Origin of the sequence: Roseomonas sp. TAS13 (assembly GCF_001950415.1) — a bacterium.
GTDB classification, from domain to species: domain Bacteria; phylum Pseudomonadota; class Alphaproteobacteria; order Acetobacterales; family Acetobacteraceae; genus Roseomonas; species Roseomonas mucosa.
The window spans coordinates 1-1,608 of the sequence record NZ_BDLP01000622.1 but is presented as its reverse complement, the minus strand read 5'-3'; the positions used below and the strand labels follow the sequence as shown (position 1 = coordinate 1,608).

The following is a 1,608-nucleotide window of genomic DNA, read 5'->3' as shown; positions in this document are numbered from 1 at the left end:
GGCCTGGACCCGCATCAGCCGCGCCCCAGCAGGCGTCCGGCCCGCTGCTTCCAGCCTGCGAGGCGCCGGCTCATCCGCCCTTCCAGCTCCTCCACCTTTCCCACGGCACCGGGCCAGCGCCCGGCCAGCCTGTCCCAGCCCCGCGCCGCCCAGCCGTGCTGGTCGCGCAGCACGAAGAGGCCCAGCGCCAGGAACAGGAAGCCCTGCAGGAAAGGCAGGACGCAGCCCAGGACGCCCAGGCCGAGAAGGCTCCATCCCGTCGCCTTGCGCGCCGCGCTCGGCCGCAGAACCACCATGTCTCGCCTCCTGATCCGCACGGGGCCACCCGCCTTCCGGGCGCTCCGAGGCAGCCCAGTTGGTGCCGAAGCGCCATCCTGCAATGGCGGCGGGGCACTGCCCCGCCGCCAAAGGGCGGCTCAGTGGCCGGCCATGGACAGCGGCGGCTGCACGTCGTCGGGGATCGGGTTGACGAAGGGTGTTTCCGCCAGCCGGGCCCGGTGGTCGGCCTTGGCCTTCTCGATCAGCCCGGGGTCGCGCAGCGCATCCAGGGCGGTGCCGGCCATGACCTTGGCCACATGCTCCAGGCCCTTATGCGCCGCCGGGGTCTTGCCCTGGGCGGTGAGCTGCCAGGAATGCCCCGGCGTGCCCACGGCATAGGTGGCGCCGCGTGCCTGCACCGTCGGCACCACCCAGCTCACCGTGCCCACATCGGTGGAGCCGAAGCTCTTGGGCTCCGGCGCATCGAGCGGCACGATGCGCTCGCACAGCGCCTCGCCGGGGATCGGCGGAATGCCGGCGCGGCGGTAGGTGGCGTCGATCTCCTCCGCGGTCAGGGTCTTCTGGATCTCGCGCGCGAAGGCCTTGTCCGCCTCGTCGAAGCGCGGCGGGCCGAGGCGCTCGTAATTGGCGTTCATCGCCTGTTCCAGCGGCGTGTTGCCGACGAGGTTCGCGTCGGCGCTCAGCACCTGGTGCGAGACCGTGGTCTCGGTCATCAGCGCGGCGCCCTCGGCGATCTTCTTCACGCGGGCGACCAGGGCCTGCATCTCCGGCAAGGTCTTGCCGCGCACGAGGTAGCGCACGCGCGCCCTGCCCTGCACCACGTTCGGCGCGATGCCGCCGGCGTCCTGGAGCGCGTAGTGCACGCGCGCGCCGTCCGGCATGTGCTCGCGCATGTAGTTCACGCCGACATTCATCAGCTCCACCGCGTCGAGCGCCGAGCGGCCGAGTTCCGGCGCGGCGGCGGCGTGGGAGGAGCGGCCGGTGAAGGTGAAGTCCATCTCCATGCAGGCCAGCGAGACCGGCTTGGTCACCCCGGAAAACGGCGCCGGGTGCCAGCAGATGGCGATGTCCACGTCGTCGAAGGCGCCCTCGCGCACCATGAAGCCCTTGGCGGAACCGCCTTCCTCGGCCGGGCAGCCGTAGTAGCGCACGCGGCCCCTGATGCCGTTCTCCGCCAGCCAGTCCTTCACCGCCGTGGCGGCGAGGAGCGAGGCGGCGCCCAGCAGGTTGTGGCCGCAGCCATGGCCCTTGCCTTCCTGGCCCTCGACCGGGCGCGGCTCGGCCAGGCCGGCCTCCTGGCTCAGCCCGGGCAGCGCGTCGTACTCGCCC

The 1,608-nt window shown here is 72.5% G+C and carries 2 protein-coding genes; both read right to left on the bottom strand.

Annotated elements, in window-relative coordinates; genetic code table 11:
* Positions 1–14 precede the first annotated feature (14 nt).
* Positions 15–296 carry a PGPGW domain-containing protein gene (locus ROTAS13_RS24295; protein ID WP_019461846.1) on the bottom strand — a complete coding sequence of 94 codons (282 nt, stop codon included), beginning with the start codon at positions 294–296 and terminating at the stop codon, positions 15–17.
* A 120-nt stretch (positions 297–416) separates the two neighbouring features.
* The coding region (locus ROTAS13_RS24290; RefSeq protein WP_075823647.1) for an amidohydrolase at positions 417–1,608 on the bottom strand (1,192 nt) is incomplete at its 5' end.

Bases quoted from the DNA above. Each gene is read 5' to 3' on its own strand.
- ROTAS13_RS24295 (WP_019461846.1), bottom strand. From the start codon at position 296: ATGGTGGTTCTGCGGCCGAGCGCGGCGCGCAAGGCGACGGGATGGAGC.